Consider the following 15,829-nt stretch of genomic DNA (forward strand, 5'->3'; position numbering starts at 1 on the left):
ATATAGGACTTACCCATAAAAACGAAGAATCAAGGGTTTTGGCGAGGGTGTAGGGGTACAGGGGTGTATGTATCTAAAAACCTTACGTCACACACCCTTATACCCAATACCCTAATTACATCAATGCTGATGTTCAAATACTCGATAATCTTGGTTTTGAAGTATCCACCGCATCTTCTCAGCCTTTGGTGATACTACCTGATGATCTGCTTGTGCTTCCTCTAAGCAAAACCGCAATTTTTCAGCTAACATCTGCACACCTGGTTCTCCCAACATACCTAAATGTGTACCAGGAACTTCATGAATTTCTACCCCTTGTTTAGCCATTGCACTCCAGCCTCTACAGGGTTTGAACTGACACCATCGCAAAACTTCTTTGGTGGTAAATAAAGTTACCTTGCCAGGGTAGGATTTGACTACATAATCTGCCATTGTTGCTTGTTTGAGTGCTTCTATTAGTGCCATATTGTAAGGGTTGGCATCGTCAGTGAAAGAATGTTCGTTCCACAAGTCAAATTTGCTACTGTGTTTCCCTAATAACATGGATTTAAACCAATCCACTTTGGCGAGAACATAGTTTCTTCTATCTACAGATGGCAGACGTAATAGGGTGAGCCAGTAGACATACAATGTCCGCAAGAGGGAGGGATTATTGATATATAGACTGGGGCTATAGGTATCAAACATTGCCAGTAATTCGACGCGATCGCCTTGAGCAACTAACTGACGCGCCATTTCATAAGCAATTGTCCCACCACTAGAGAAACCGCCCAAAAGATAAGGGCCATGCGGTTGAACGGTGCGAATTTCTTTGATGTAGTGAGAGGCCATGTCTTCAACTCTGGTGTGGGGAGCTTGTTTGCCATCAAGTCCTTGTGCTTGTAAGCCATACACGGGTTGCTCTGTACCCAGATAACGTACTAGAGTTTGATAGCCAATCACATTGCCACCAAGGGCGTGAATCAAGAATAAAGGACGTTTCGCACTACTACCAGGCTGAATTGTCACCAAGGAAGACCAAGAAGTTTTTGTATTTGATTGGCTGAGAATGTCAGCTAATTGTTCTATGGTTGGTGATTGTAATAAGGTAGCGAGGGGGAGTTTTTGACCAAATGCCTTTTCAATTTGTGTAAATAATTTCACCGCCAGTAGGGAATTTCCCCCCAATTCAAAGAAATTATCTCTAATTCCAACTGATTGAATACCTAAAACCTCTGACCAAATTCGCGCTAACTCAATTTCTATGGTGTTTCTCGGCGCAATCAAGGCTTTTTCTAATTCTGGTCTTTGGTCGGGGATGGGCAGAGCGCGGCGATCTACCTTACCATTGGGAGTCAGAGGAATTTTGGCGATCGCGACAAAGGCAGATGGAATCATATACTCTGGTAGTTTCTCTCGCAAAAACCGCCTTAATTCATTCATATTAGGTTTAGATTCATCATTTACCACCACATAAGCCACTAACCGCTTATTTCCTGGCTCATCCTCTCTGGCTATAACTACAGTTTCCTCGACAGATTCGTGTTGTGTGAGTACACTCTCAATTTCTCCCAACTCGATACGGAAACCGCGAATCTTAACTTGATGGTCAATTCGACCGAGGAATTCAATATTCCCATCGCTGAAATAACGGGCTAAATCCCCAGTTTTGTATAGTTTGGAATTGCCAAAGGGACTGGGAATAAATTTTTGGGCTGTAAGTTCTGGTTGATTTAAATAGCCAGAGGCTAAACATTCTCCACCAATATATAACTCTCCAGTCACACCAATAGGACAGGGATTGAGGTAATCATCGAGAATGTAATATTGAGCGTTTTGGATGGGTTTGCCATAGGGAATACTCTTCCAATGCGGCTCGACTTTGCCGATGGGATAATAATTAGACCAAACAGTTGCTTCCGTTGCTCCACCCAAACTAATCACCTCAACCCCTGGGAAGGTGGTTTTCAGTAAATCGGGCAGTGTGACTGGTATCCAATCACCACTCATAAATACTAACCGCAGTTGGGGATGACAATTAGTTGCTTGAACTTTGGGGAAAAAGCCAGCCAGTTGTTGCAGTGCAGGCGGCGCAGAATCCCAAAAGGTAATCGGCTCATGACAGAGAATGTGTAGTAAAGCTTCTGGATCTCGGACATCATGGCTAGATACAACCCGAATTGAACCACCTGCGGCTAATAGTCCAAAAATGTCATAAACTGACAGGTCAAAACACAAGGATGTGATAAATAAAACTCTGTCGTTAGCATTAACATTGAAGGTTTTGTTCACCCACTCAATCAAGTTGATTACTGGTTGATGACGAACTACAACCCCTTTGGGTGTACCTGTAGAGCCAGAGGTAAAAATTACATAGGCGATGTCATCAGAACTTGCAGATGTTGGTAAATTTTCTGTGGGCAGTAAATCTAGATAGGAACGATGCCAAATAGAGGGTGTAGGGGTATGAGGGTGTAGGGGTGTAGGGGAAAAGATTTCTTGGTGATTTTCTGGTTTTTTACCTGCTGTACTATATGACGCTGTGTGCGACTTTCTCTCAGACCTAACCCCCAACCCCTTCCCTACAAGGGAAGGGGAGCAAGAATCAAAGCCTCTCTCCGTTTCGGGGAGAGGTACTCTACGAGAAGAGCTTTGCTCTATGGAGAGTGGTTCTAAGAATAAGTTGCTCATCGCGTTATGTGCAGATTTATCTAAACAGATTAAATGTTGCAGTGCGCTCAGTTCTAGATCATGAATACTAGGTAACAAGCAAGTTTGGGTGACTAGACAGTTAATTTGCAGAGAAGACAGCAATAATTGAATGCGTGCTTTAGGAAAACTGGGTTCTAGTGGAACATAAGCGCCGCCAGCTTTCAAAATCCCCAGGACAGCCGGAATCATTTCTAGCGAACGCTCTAAATATACACCCACTAACACCCCTGGTTTGACACCCAGTTGCTTGAGGTGATGGGCTAACTGATTAGCTCTCCAGTTTAACTCTTTGTAGGTGAGTTGTTCTTGTCCACAAACAACGGCGATCGCGTCTGGTGTCTGCTCTACCTGCGCCTCAAACAGTTGATGAATACAAAGTTGTTCTGCAAAATCTGTTTGTGTATTATTCCACTCCATCAACATTTGCTGTCTTTCATCTGTCGTCAAGAGTGGTAATTCTCCTAAACACTGCCAAGGATTAGTCGCCATACTGGACAATAAAGTTTGAAGATGTCCCAGCATTCGACCAATTTTGGCATCATCAAACTTGTTTTGGTCGTATTTGAGTTTCAATAACAGTTCTGACTCTGCATAGCCAACCAATGTCAAGGGAAAGTTAGTTTGTTCTTCTTGTTTTATCTCCAGGTTTTGCCATCTATCACCTTGAGAACGTAAAACCGAATTCAATTCATAGTTTTCAAATACCAGAATGCTATCAAACAGAGGTGTACCGCCAGGAACATCACTCCATCTTTGAATATTAGTTAAGGGGGTGTGTTCATAGTCTCGTAACGCTACCCACTGCGATCGCAATTCTTTTAGCCAAGTCAAAAGCGGTTTTTCCCCTGACACCTTGACTCGCACTGGTAAAGTATTGATGAGCAATCCTACCATCGAATCTGCCCCAGTTACAGAGGAATGACGACAGGCTCTTGTCGCCCCAAACACAACATCAGACTCGCCACTATAACGACTGAGCAATAAAGCCCAAGCACCTTGTACTAAAGTATTTAGCGTAATTTGATGTTGTTTTGCTAAAGACTGCAACATCACTGTAGTTTTTGCTGAGAGTCGGATTGCTTGTTCGCCAAAACCCTTTTTCTCACTAGGGTTTGAGTCTACTAATAAAGGCGTGGGTGCGGTAAAACCTTTGAGCAAGTCCCGCCAAAAACTTTCTGATTTAGACCAATCCTGCTGCTGTAACCATGCAATGTGGTCTTGATAAGGACGAGGTTGGGGTAGTTGTAAGTCTTTTCCCTGACAGAAAGCATCGTAAAAGGTGAACACTTCTTTAATAATGATGGACAAAGAGCGACCATCTAACAAAACATGGTGAAAAGTCCAAACAAATTGGTAGACCGATTCTCTCAACTGAAATAATGCCAGACGCATCAATGGGGCAACATTTAACTGAAAGCCAAGAGTGCGATCGCTTTGTAGATAAACTTGCAATTTAGTTGATTGTTCTGTGTCAGACAAGCCACACCAATCTTGCTGTTCTAAGGAAATTTTTACCTGCTGCTGCACACATTGTATCGCTTCTTGTCCAGTTTCCCAATCAAAACTAGTTCTCAAAACTGCATGTCTTTCTACAACTTTCTGCCATGCTTTTTGAAATGCCAAAACATCAATTTTTTCATGTATTAAACAGATCATCTGCTCAATATCCACTCCTGAGTTTTGAGCAACTAGACTGTTGAATAGCATTCCTTGTTGTATAGATGAAAGCTGGTATGATTTGTTTACAGTTACTACTTTCATTTTGTTTATCTAACTAGTTTCTAGGGAACAAAGATTTTTAAAGTGTCATTCTCAAATTGAGAATCAGATGATTTAAATCCTCTGCTTTCTCTACCAATTAATGAATGATTACCATAAGATATCTAGATGCCTCCTAAATACAACAGACCCAATGTTTATGAGCTACAGCAACTGATTGAAAAAAGTAATTAGTAATGAGTCAGAAATTTACTTATTACTCACTGCTTATTACTCATTACTTAATACGCATGGTGTACCTCACTTACTTCAACAGTGCTGTCAATACCCTAAGCAAAGGCTGATAACTTATGCAAATCAGAAATTGGTAAATTCAATAACTTTCACTAGAATTTACTAAGTAGTATTTTCTGATCTGTCTAAAAATAATGAAGAATAATCAAAATCTTAAGAAGAAAATATAAAGATAAAATTAATCTTACGTAATTTTGAATAATAAGGTTGATATTTTTGACCGTTGATTGGTCGCCAATATGGTATTAATACGAAATACGGATACCGTTGGCGAAATATTGCCTAACATAAAAACGCCGTATTCACGGCGTACACACAATTACTATTTACAAGGGTTTCAGACTTGATATACCCTTTAAATTGTCATTACGAGCGTAGCGATAGAGGAGCTTAGTAAGGGGCTTCCAATTAAAAAAATATACTATCATTGTGTAGGCAGGGGGCAGGGGAAAAAGAAAAATACCCTCGCTCGAAAATTGGATAATTTATTTTCTGCAAGCCCCTAATTACATAATTGTTATTGCAATTGCTACTGTTCGAGAAGGCTTTCACCTTTTCTAGACGATATAGGACTCATAATTTTTTGATTTGGAAAAAAATCAGTACAACCAGATCAGGCTTCTTTCCTACTCCCTACTCCCCATTCCCTACTCCCTGCCTATCATGCTTGCGCTGCGCTTCGCTGATAAACTACAACTGTCTGGTCGTCATACTGCGCTAGTATATGACGACCAGTTTGAGGCCAGCGAGAGATTTGATTGAGATAAGATTCTGTCACCAACCTCATACAGTTTTCACCTAATTTCTATGCCAAGAAACTTTCGGCAAAATTTGTTTTTTATCAACTCGTTGCTGATACTTAACTGCAAAGTTTAACAGTGAATCAAGTAACGAGTCTGAGAGGTAGTGAGGTTGTAAGCCGAGGTCAAGCAGTTTGGTATTTTTGGCGTTGAAATAATGTTCTTCTTTTTCAACTCTGGGGTTATCTATGTTGTTGATATCAACATTTAATCCCAAGGCGTTACCTGCTTTTTTGACCATCAATGCCAAGTCACCCACACTAAATAGTTCGGTAAATTGGTTGAAGACGCGGAATTCTCCAGGTTCAGCAGGATTAGCGATCGCTAATTCCATACAGCGCACTGTATCCCGAATATCTAAGAATCCGCGAGTTTGCCCACCTTTACCATACACCGTTAAAGGATGACCAATGGCAGCTTGAATACAGAAGCGGTTTAATGCTGTCCCAAATACACCATCGTAATCTAGGCGATTAATCAACAGTTCGTCCATTCCCGTTTCTTCGGTTAAGACACCATAAACCACGCCTTGATTTAAGTCGGTGGCACGCAATCCCCAAATCCGACAAGCAAAGTGAATATTATGACTATCATGCACTTTGCTGAGGTGATACATTGAACCGGGTTGTTTGGGATACGGTAAGGTATCTTTGCGCCCATTATGTTCAATGGTGATATACCCTTCTTCAATATCGATGTTAGGTGTACCATATTCACCCATTGTTCCCAACTTGACTAAGTGGCAGTCGGGGAAGTCTTCGCGCATGGCATACAGCAAGTTGAGTGTGCCAACTACGTTATTGACTTGGGTGAGAACTGCGTGTTCGCGGTCAATCATGGAGAATGGCGCGGAACGCTGTTCGCCAAAATGCACGATCGCATTTGGTTCAAATTGATGTAAAGTTTTTTGCAGAAATTCGTAATTAGTGATATCGCCTACGAATAGGTCGATAGATTTGCCGGTCAAATCTTGCCAGCGCTGGATACGTTGCTGAATCGGTGCGATCGGAGTCAGAGTTGCGATCCCAAGTTCGTTATCCCAGTGCCGACGCACCAAACTATCTAAAATTCCAACTTCGTAACCTCGATTGGAGAGGTAAAGTGCGGTTGCCCAACCGCAATACCCATCGCCACCAATAACCAGGACTTTCATTTTCACCAGTTTTTACTCGCTGATAGCTAAATCTATCAGGTTTCTGTACCCCCTCAACCATCAAAAGTAGTGATTAGTGATGAGTTATTAGTCATTAGTCATTGGTCATCTGTCAAAAGACATAAGCTGAAAGCATTAAATTCCATACTTCACTCTTTTTATCCTTCTTCCCCTATTCCCGACTCCCGACTCCCGACTCCCTATAAATGCGATATTGCTGGGCTATGTAATAAAACAACGGGTAATAGTTGGAAAACTCTTGGCTGGGGCTTTTTCCCTGCCAGTAATAGGTAACTTTACCTTGAGTTAAGGTCAATTTCATCGAACCTTCTTGCTGACCAACTTCTACTAACAAAACCCCAGATACTCCTTGTGTAGTCTGAAAGTTAGGCGGGATGGCATTTTTGGGTTCTGGTGAGAGATTGCTTGCCCAGCCTCTAATTTCCACATTTTGACTGCGTGGTGAAACTAAGACAACACCATCATCGTTGTCGGGAGTTGCTAACACAGTCCAATTGCGGGGATAGGGAAATTCAAAGTCATAACGGGAATTTTTATAAGTCTGCCATTGAGTGTCAGCAACCCTAAAAGGTTGGCTGCATCCTGATAACAGCAACGATAAAGCGATCGCATTCGCCACAGCTTGCCAATTTGTATAAAAACTTTTATATTTACTACCAGTTTTCACTGAAAAAATAAACATAATAATATATTTTCTTCCATATCACTGAGTTTATACAAGTCTTGCAATTATTTAGTTTTATCGAGATTATTCCAGCTTTTATCTAATATTTGACTGCTATTTAAGCTAATTTTAGCTTTGTTCTAAATATAACTTAGCTTACCTTAACAGGCATAAAACAATGTAAATAAATGTAACGAAATTGCCGTCAAAACGTTTTACCAGCTTGACAAGCAATCAAGGAGCCGATAACGTGATATACATACCCGGGTAAGACCGCCAAAGAGTTATATGCAAACGCAAACTAAGCAAAAGGTTACTTTTTATATATCGCCAGAACTGCACAAAAGGTTGAAGATCCGTTCAGCAATTGATTCTGAGCCAATGTCGGAGCTTGCCGAACGCGCCCTCTACTTCTACTTGGCGAATTCAGAATTAGTAGAAGAATTAGAAGCTTCTGCTTACGGGAGAACTCACAGAGTTTATTCCTGTCCGACTTGCGAAAGTTCACTTGCGTTACGTGATGGGGAATTAGTTGCTTTAGGTCATCAGCCTGGATTGATTGGTCAAGAGCCTATATCCATTGATGAAATCGAAGAAGTGCCAACCCATCCCAAGAGTGAAGAAGAGTTAGTCCCTTGCTAGATAAGAATTATGAGTAATTGATTCATAATTCAGTCATCGTTACAATTCTGTTCTTTACAGTATTAGGTCTCAAGTAGGTCGATTGTATGAAAGAAGAGCTCAACATCTTAATTCAAGCTCAATACCCTCTAATCTACCTTGTGACCTCCGAGGAAGAGCGAGCAGAGCAATCAATTTCCACAATCGCTCAAGTGTTAAAGCCCCAACGCCGAGTTTATGTATGGACAGTAACTCATGGCATCGTGGAATATGGTCAACCCCGGACTGGAAGCCAACACAACACAGGCCAACACAACACAGTTTCCCCAGAGGCGGCAATTGATTGGATAATTCGGCAAAAAGAGCCTGGTATATTTATTCTTAAAGATTTACACCCATTTATTGATGCACCTGCAACAACACGATCGTTGCGAGATGCGATCGCTAGTTTTAAAGGGCAACAAAAAAATATTATTTTAATGTCGCCGATGCACCAAGTCCCCATAGAATTGGAGAAGGAAGTAGTAGTATTAGACTTCCAGCTTCCAGATATGGCGGAGTTGAATAAAGTTTTAACTTCCCATTTAGATCACCATCGTGGGCGACGGTTGACAACAGAAGCACGCGAAAAACTGCTCAGAGCCGCTTTAGGTTTAACCAAAGATGAATCTGAAAAAGTATATCGCAAAGCCCAAGTCACCACCGGACGACTAACCGAAGAAGAAGTTGATATAGTTTTATCAGAGAAAAAGCAACTAATCCGGCGCAATGGCATCTTAGAATATATCGAAGAAGATGAAACCATTGATGGTGTAGGTGGCTTAGAAGAATTAAAGAAATGGCTGAAGCAACGCTCGAATGCTTTTACCGAAAGAGCAAGAGAGTATGGTTTACCCCAACCCAAAGGGATGCTAATTTTAGGTGTACCCGGTTGCGGTAAGTCATTGATAGCCAAAACAACATCCCGGCTTTGGGGTTTACCGTTATTACGCTTGGATATGGGGCGTGTGTATGACGGCTCAATGGTGGGACGAAGTGAGGCAAATCTGCGTAACGCCCTCAAAACAGCAGAATCTATCTCTCCAGCGATTCTGTTTATTGACGAGTTAGACAAATCCTTTGCTGGTAGTGCTGGTTCTGGTGACTCTGATGGTGGCACATCAAGCAGGATATTTGGGTCTTTCCTCACATGGATGCAAGAGAAAAAATCTCCAGTGTTTGTCATGGCTACCGCCAACCGAGTCGAACGCTTACCTGGAGAATTCTTGAGGAAAGGTCGATTTGATGAGATTTTCTTTGTGGATCTGCCTACACCAGAAGAACGGCGTGATATCTTCAATATTCACCTAAGCAAGCGCCGTCGTGAAGACATCTCCCGCTTTGATTTAGAGCAACTAGCCAAGATGTCGGATGGCTTTTCTGGGGCAGAAATTGAACAAGCGATTATTGCGGCAATGTATGAAGCCTTTGCCCAAGACCGTGAGTTCACCCAACTAGATATTATTGCGGCACTGAAAGCAACCTTGCCACTGTCTCGCACGATGCAAGAACAGGTAACAGCCCTCAGAGACTGGGCTAGACAGCGAGCAAGACCAGCCGCATCCTCCGTTGCTGAATATCAGCGAATGGAGTTCTAAAAGCTTTCCCTGCTAACCCAGGGGAAAGGCTAGTTGAATAAACTAGCAGTTGAGAGAAAAAGCCGCGTCTTGTTCAGTGCGGCTTGCCGATGATAAACCGTTGTTCTTTTCTCAATCTTCTCATTGGAGGAAACCCAAATGTCTCACTTTAGCACTCTTCGCACCAAAATCACCGATGCAGAAATCCTCAAAGCTTCTTTACGCGACTTGGGTATTACCGTAAAGACAGAAGCTGATGTACGCGGTTATAACGGTCAGCGTGTACGTTCCGACATCGTTGCTGTTTTGGAAGGCGAATATGATCTAGGTTGGTCTCGCAATAGCGATGGTTCCTTCGACCTCATCGCTGACCTGTGGGGCGTTGCTAAAAAGCACAACCAAACCGAGTTAATCAACTCTATTAATCAAAAATATGCAGTCAACAAAACTTTGGCTGAAGTAAAACAGCGCGGTTTGCAAAACGCTAACGTTAAGTTGGTATTGCAATAGTAATTTCTCTGCGCGTTCCCAAAGCTGCACGGGTTAACCATATAGCGGTTAGCCCGCTTTTTTTTGGCTTATTTCGGGGCTGGGTTGATTCCTAGTCCTGATTTTTCTATAGAAATCATATTTAATTTGGAGAAAAAACATCTAGGTATGAATCTGAATTTATATTTTGTTAGTTGTAGTAACCTGAACGTGGTGTGCATGACGACGAAGTTTATTTTGAATAAACTTAAGAAGTTCTGTTTTATGTTGAAGCAACCATTCAGGATTATTACCAGGATATAAATATATGTGGTAAGTGTAAGTTAATACTTCCCAATCAACTTTTTTAACTGCTTTACAATGATAAAACAAGTTAACGATTCTTGTTATAGTCCTTGTAGCTGTGTGACCTTGGTATGGGAATGATAAATCAAATTTTTTAGGAACACTTAGTTGTGTCATATTAATACGAAAATCGATTTCATTTTGTTTTTTACATCTATTGCAAATTTCACATAATGTTTGTGAATTTACTACAGATGTTATACCACCCATAGAGAATGGTTTAATATGATCGATTTGTAACTTAGCTAATTTGCTATTAACTCCACAACATAGGCAAGTATAACCGTCTCGTTTTTTAATACTTTCTTTTTCTTCTTCGCTTAGTTCTCTTTCTACTGGAGTAGGCACAGGTGGAGTGATGGCAGTTGGAGTATTAGAATGATAAATAATATTTATAATTGCTGAGTCAACTGCTGTTTCAAACCTACGCAATGTTTTGTAAAAAGTTTTTAGCAAACTATCGGGTTTTGAAAATTCTGTACTTAAATACTGATGTTTTGCCTGTACATCTAACTTCAACTTTATTACTGTTTCTGCGATTTTATCTAAATCATAAATGTCTCTTTCTTCAAATGAATAATATGGAGGTGCATATTGATTCGGCTCTTGGGAGATGTGACGTACAATTTTAATTAAATCTGACTTAAGCTTGTGTCCAATATCATCTGATTCTCGGTTAAAGTATTTAACTATCCATTGTTCAGCTTGAGATTGCATCCAATTATCATCTAAATATTCTTTAGCCCATTCATCTAATATGTTTGTGTAAAGGATGAAGTTGATAAAAGATTCAAACTTAGCTTTTGTATGCTCATATACCATAACAAATTCTGTAAATGCTTCCATTGAGTCATAGTTATTCTCAGAGTCAGCATATACAATTTCGGTTTTATACCATCCAACAGGGCATATTTTTTTGTACTCTAGTTGATATTCTCCTCCACTTTCAATTGACTTTGATAGTTCTTCAATTAGACGGATTGATATATATTCCAATGGATAAAAACCTTTTACGTAAGATTTTCCTCCATCTGTAAAATCACCTTCTGGACGAGTAACCCAATCAACTAAACGTTCCCACTCATCAAAGAATAAAACAACATTTGCCTCTCTACTTCCTCCTACTTTTTCACCCCGTAATGCTCTACCTATCATTTGAGTCATTAAGATAGAGCTTGTTGTCTGGCGAGTCAGAAATACGGTTTTAACATTAGGAACATCAGCACCCTCTGTTAACATTCGTACATTAATTAAAACATCTAGTTTACCCTCTGTAAATTCTTTCATAATCCTTTCATTATCCTTTTGCGTTCTTTTATTCCTTGCCTCCGCAGAACCAGGATCAGCATCTATACGTGAATAAATTGCATCTGCTTTAATACCTTTTTCTAAAAGCTTTTCTTTTATGTAAACGCATTGAAACCAACGATCAGCAAAGATAATAGTTTTGCCATAAGCTTCTTTATTAGTTAAATAAGTTTTGACTATAATGTTATTTCTGTCTTGATTAGTTGCTAACTCATCAATAATATATTCTGGTAGGTCTTGATGTTGCTTAACTAATCGGTTATATAGTTCATCATTAACTGCTCTTTTGTGACCAGTGGATACTTCAATATACTTAGGTTTAGCTAAAATACCTTGTAAAATTAGGGCTTCTTTTTGAGCTTGATAAATGATTTTATTCTCAAATATTTTCCATAGCCAACCACTTATAGATTTATCATTATGAGTTGGTGTAGCGGTTAGTCCGAGCAGACTTAATTCTGGAACTAAACCGCGAAGCCCTAAAGCAGAATCTTTTTCACCAATTAATAAGTTTCTGCAACCATAGGCTGGTGCATGATGGGCTTCATCAACTACTACAAAAAGTCCTGTACCTTTAGAGAAGTCAATAAATTTTCTAAAAGCTGTCTTATATTTATTACCATTAATGTCTAAAGCATCAGTATGTAAATTACTGATAGCTGTTTGTATCGTCATAATGACAATATCATCTGTCAGTTCTATGGATGAGGCTTTAGCATGAGAAGGACTGCTAGAAACGCACCGAATATTTAATGTTTTTTTAGATTCTGGAATATCTACAGAATTATTATGAAAGGTATCGAATGCTTGCCTCAATAGATAAAATGAAGGAGCTAACCACAGAATTTTAATATTTTTAGGAATTACATATTCAGATAACCACTTCACAGCAGTAAGCGTTTTACCTGCACCCGTAGGTAGTACTAAAATTCCACTACCCGGTTTTTCACCAGCAAATTTAAAGGTTTTACTAAGGGCTGTAAATGCCTCGATTTGGTGTTGAAAAGGTGTTTTGGAAGTAATGTTATTATTTCTTTGTTCATCAAGATTGATAGATGCGTACATTGTGGTGTTCTCCAGTGAAATTTTCCCTAGTAATGCAGATAAAATTTGACGACTAGGTTAGTTTGCCCACAATGTATGTTCTTAATCACACCTTAAAAATTAATTTTTTACCGAACTTGGCGCAAATCTCAGGACTTACGCACAGGCTACGGAAAATCGAACCACAGAGACGCAGAGTTCACGGAGGAATGAGACTTTGAGAGTTTTTTTGCGTAAGTCCTAAATCTAAAACTACCCCAGATAGTCAGGGTTGCTGTGATTTCTCAAATGACTGTCCTGAAAATATATCTTCTCAATCTTTTTGCTGAGAAAATTTGTAACTACCCCACAAGGATAAAGCGATCGCCACTACTAATAAAATCGGTATACTGTACCAGGGAAACTCGGATAAAGGTGAGTAAACAACTGCCCGTAAACCAGTGCTGGCGTAAGTTAAAGGTAATAGGTAAACTACACATTTCAATGCGACTGGTAAGGTGCTGGGGTCAAAAAAGGTTGCACCGAGGAAAGACATCGGCACAATTACGAAGTTGTTATATAGTCCCACAGATTCGAGCGATCGCACGCTTAACCCAACAATTACCCCCAACCCTGCAAATACAGCACAATTCAACACTAGCAACAACAAAAATAACGGATTTAGAAAATTCCAATTTCCGGTAAACAGTAGTGCTATTAAAATTACCGAACCCGATGTCATCAAACCCCGCAAAATTCCCGCCAGCATTTTACCAATATGCAGAGCTAAAGGATTTATGGGAACCAGTAACATCTCTTCAAAGGTTTTGCTAAATAGCCTTTCGCCGCAAATGGAAAATGTCGTACCACCAAAACTAATCGTCATTGATGATAAAGCTACCATCCCCGGCAGAATAAATTCTAAATAATTATCATAATTCCCCGTCACACTTGAGCCTGGCCTAATTGAGCTACCCAATCCTAAACCAAAAGCCAAAATATATATTAGTGGTGAGATTAAACCAGTTGCGGCAACTTGAGTGATTCTGGCTCGTAATTTTAACCACTCTCCCCAAAAAATTGTCAGACTATCCGCCACTAAAAGTTGAAATTGTGTAGTTTTAACTTGTTTTCCCCAGAGAAATACTTTTTGAGTTGTCACTTGCTTGCAGTCACTGATCAAAGTTTTTGTAATAATACTTTACACTTTTCAGTGATGCAATTAATACTTATCATCAAAAATGCTTATTTTACAATTTATACCAATTTAAGAAAAAAATGCGACAGATAGAAATTAGGAAAGTCTTACTGGAGCTAGATTTCTTAATTGCGTTAGCGAGCCTGCGTTAGCGAGGAACGAGCGTCGCGTCATTGCGAATTGGTATAACTTGAGGTAATTAACTAGGCAAATTTCGTAACCGAAAGCGCACTGGCATTTTATCAGCCGGATGAATTAACAGGTTTTGCTGTAATTCTTCTACAGAAGAACGACCGTTGACTAATTCCCAATCGAAGTAGCGGAGTAACAATGCTAACATCATCGTTCCTTCCAGCATTGATAGATGCTCACCCAAGCAACGATGCAGCCCTGAACCAAAATTTATCATAGGTAGAGAACTAGTTTCTTTACTGGTGTCTAACCAACGTTCTGGCAGAAATTCTTCTGGATGAGGATAAAATTCTGGATCTCTGCCAGCAGCTAATATTGACCAAGATATTCTAGTACCGCGCGGAATTACTTGACCTTCAATGACAGTATCCCGATGAGCTTCTAATGATGTTGAGCCAGAGGCGATAGTATAAAGACGCAAAGTTTCTTTGAGAATGGCGCGAATATAAGTTAATTCTTTGAAGGTTTCTAAATTAACACCACCAAATTTTTGCCAAACTTGATCAACTATGTTTCGTGCTTGCTGAAACACCTGGGGATTTAAACTTAACTCAGCGACTGCAAAAGATAAAGTATGGGCTGTTGTATCTGTTCCAGCTATTAAAAATTCTACCGATTCTGCTATTAATGTTTCACGATTATATTTCGGTTCTTTGGCGGCGATTTTGACTAACATTGATTCCCGAAACAAAGGACTGACATTTAGTAAATCTGTTTGGTTTGCTTCTCGCATCTGCAAAGCTAAGTCTACACGGGGAGTAAGAAATTCCTCTAAATATCGTCTTGCATTCCAATAATCACGGGAATTTTGAGTTGGCAAATATTTCATCCAGATTTTCTCGCCTGTTGCTTGTCTCACGAAGCGATAGCCGACCACAGACATCGCGTCGTATACTTTGGCAACATCGAGGGGTAGTCCTTCTTGACTCGTACTGTTTCTATCTACAGGAATGCCCAGTACTAGACAAGAAATCACTCTCATTGTGAGTTCGACAAATAAAGGATCTACTTGGATTTCTTTTGGTGGTGCGGCTTCTTTAATTGTTGTAATTACTTGTTCACAAGCTTGGCTGATAATTTCTACATATTTCGAGAGATTACTAGAACTGAATTCTGGGTTCCAAGCTTTGCGTCGCCATTGCCACTCAGCCCCAGTTTCACCAATCATAATGGGGCTTGTAATATCATTCCAAGCTTGGCGCGATCGCGTCGACCTAATTAAGCTACCATCTTTCATCCCATTGATAATGGTATCTTCAATAACTTTCGGTTTACTTAATATAACAACAGGGTTACTACCATTCCACACCACATACATGGGGCCTAGCTGTTGACTCCAAACAAAAAATTGCCAAAATAATTTCTTTTGTTTGACTGCTGCTAACACTTGGGGAATATTTGCTAACAACCAATGTTTAGGCGGCGAAGGAAGTGATTCTAGCGGTTTATATGTGTTTTTTTGTTTCCATCTGCGCCACCCCATTGTTCCCAACACACTAGTAAAACCCAGTGCTGTAGCGAGATAGGGAAAAGTTTCAGAATAAGCAGTCTGGGCAATAATATCTAGAAACATGAGTCCGCCTTTGTCTACCAAAAAATTCACTTTAGCCACCTTCCTCAGATTTTAAAATTCCTTCTTTTAGTTTAGGGGTTCAGCATTAGGTGTTCATGGTGAGGACTTACGTACCAGAATTG

Annotated in this window: 10 protein-coding genes; 3 read left to right on the forward strand and 7 right to left on the reverse strand. The window is 40.1% G+C overall.

Annotated features, from left to right (window positions below):
- Positions 1 to 120 precede the first annotated feature (120 nt).
- The 4 genes from H6G28_RS01065 to H6G28_RS01080 all read right to left on the reverse strand — a co-directional run bounded on the left by H6G28_RS01065 (position 121) and on the right by H6G28_RS01080 (position 7,360).
- Positions 121 to 4,452 carry a non-ribosomal peptide synthetase gene (locus tag H6G28_RS01065; RefSeq protein WP_190668271.1) on the reverse strand — a complete coding sequence of 1,444 codons (4,332 nt, stop codon included), beginning with the start codon at positions 4,450 to 4,452 and terminating at the stop codon, positions 121 to 123.
- Between the two features lie 913 nt (positions 4,453 to 5,365).
- Entirely contained in the window at positions 5,366 to 5,491 is a 126-nt protein-coding gene (locus tag H6G28_RS37235; RefSeq protein ID WP_277883212.1) for a hypothetical protein, read from the reverse strand.
- 11 nt (positions 5,492 to 5,502) lie between these two features.
- Complete coding sequence (locus H6G28_RS01075; RefSeq protein WP_062294327.1) at positions 5,503 to 6,657, reverse strand: NAD-dependent epimerase/dehydratase family protein; 1,155 nt, start codon at positions 6,655 to 6,657, stop codon at positions 5,503 to 5,505.
- 172 nt (positions 6,658 to 6,829) lie between these two features.
- A complete protein-coding gene (locus H6G28_RS01080; RefSeq protein WP_190588242.1) occupies positions 6,830 to 7,360 on the reverse strand; it encodes a hypothetical protein in 531 nt (176 codons plus the stop codon).
- Positions 7,361 to 7,630: 270 nt separating this feature from the next.
- Here H6G28_RS01080 and H6G28_RS01085 point away from each other — a divergent pair, with 270 nt between their 5' ends.
- From H6G28_RS01085 to H6G28_RS01095, 3 genes are all read left to right on the forward strand, one after another.
- Entirely contained in the window at positions 7,631 to 7,984 is a 354-nt protein-coding gene (locus H6G28_RS01085) for a slr0373 family blue light stress response protein (protein WP_190588241.1), read from the forward strand.
- A gap of 86 nt (positions 7,985 to 8,070) precedes the next feature.
- A complete protein-coding gene (ycf46, locus tag H6G28_RS01090) occupies positions 8,071 to 9,600 on the forward strand; it encodes a stress-responsive protein Ycf46 (protein WP_190668274.1) in 1,530 nt (509 codons plus the stop codon).
- Positions 9,601 to 9,738: 138 nt separating this feature from the next.
- Positions 9,739 to 10,089 (forward strand): DUF1257 domain-containing protein, encoded by a 351-nt coding sequence (locus H6G28_RS01095; RefSeq protein ID WP_015113818.1) that lies wholly within the window; start codon positions 9,739 to 9,741, stop codon positions 10,087 to 10,089.
- Between the two features lie 159 nt (positions 10,090 to 10,248).
- Here H6G28_RS01095 and H6G28_RS01100 read toward each other — a convergent pair whose 3' ends face one another.
- The 3 genes from H6G28_RS01100 to H6G28_RS01110 form a co-directional block, all read right to left on the reverse strand.
- The gene (locus tag H6G28_RS01100) at positions 10,249 to 12,786 is read right to left on the reverse strand and encodes a DEAD/DEAH box helicase (protein ID WP_190668277.1); all 2,538 of its coding nucleotides are present in this window, start codon (positions 12,784 to 12,786) and stop codon (positions 10,249 to 10,251) included.
- Positions 12,787 to 13,078: 292 nt separating this feature from the next.
- Entirely contained in the window at positions 13,079 to 13,906 is an 828-nt protein-coding gene (locus tag H6G28_RS01105) for an ABC transporter permease (protein WP_190668281.1), read from the reverse strand.
- Positions 13,907 to 14,141: 235 nt separating this feature from the next.
- A complete protein-coding gene (locus tag H6G28_RS01110; RefSeq protein ID WP_313949879.1) occupies positions 14,142 to 15,746 on the reverse strand; it encodes a cytochrome P450 in 1,605 nt (534 codons plus the stop codon).
- Positions 15,747 to 15,829 lie beyond the last annotated feature (83 nt).

Source organism: Nostoc sp. FACHB-190 (genome assembly GCF_014696905.1).
Taxonomy (GTDB): Bacteria; Cyanobacteriota; Cyanobacteriia; order Cyanobacteriales; family Nostocaceae; genus Nostoc_B.